The organism is Burkholderia territorii (genome assembly GCF_902833055.1).
Taxonomy (GTDB): Bacteria; Pseudomonadota; Gammaproteobacteria; order Burkholderiales; family Burkholderiaceae; genus Burkholderia; species Burkholderia territorii.
Genome location: NZ_CADFEJ010000062.1, coordinates 1 through 744, shown reverse-complemented (window position 1 = coordinate 744; position 744 = coordinate 1). Strand labels below are relative to the sequence as shown.

The following is a 744-nucleotide window of genomic DNA, read 5'->3' as shown; positions in this document are numbered from 1 at the left end:
ATAACAGATTCTGCTTGCCCTGCCCACAATGAGACCGTTCCGGATTCGATGCGTCCAATGGTGACGTATTGGCCAGATGGCGAGATATTGCTGTCGCTCGGCGGCTCCATTTGTGTACCGTCTGAGTCCGATTCACCCGATCTCGGCTGCAGGCGGAACTTCGTGCCGTTCGGGAGATGTGACCTGCCCGGTGATTTTGGGACCAGTTGAAACTTGAGAGAATGGCTTCCAACGGAGAAAGGAAGTCATGAAGAAGAGCCGGTTCACCGAAGAGCAAATGGTCACGATCCTGCGCGAGGCAGACAAGGCGCCGGTCGCCGAGGTGTCGAAGAAGCACGGAATCAGCGAGCAGACGATCTATAACTGGCGTCAGCATTTCGGCGGGATGGGCGCCGCTGATGTGAAGCGCCTGAAGCAGCTTGAGCAGGAAAACGCGCGACTGAAGAAGATGCTGGCCGAGCGTGATCTCGAACTTGATGTGATGAAGGAGATCAACGCAAAAAAATGGTGAGCGCGCCCGCTCGCCGTCAGCAGGTTGCCTACGCGAAAGCGCGTGGTCTGTCGGAGCGGCGAGCGTGCGCGCTGATGTCGGTCGCGAGGTCGGCCCTGAATTACGAGTCGAGGCTGGCTGGGCGTGATGCGCCGGTGCTGGCGGCGATGTGTGTTTTATCGGCACAATATCCGCGCTACGGTTACCGCCGCATCAAGATTTTGCTGGATCGGCAAGGCCATCCGATGAGCGCC

The 744-nt window shown here is 58.3% G+C and carries 1 pseudogene; it reads left to right on the top strand.

What is annotated here, in order from left to right:
• Window positions 1-247: 247 nt before the first annotated feature.
• Window positions 248-744: pseudogene (locus HW466_RS30985) on the top strand (transposase); the annotation flags it as partial.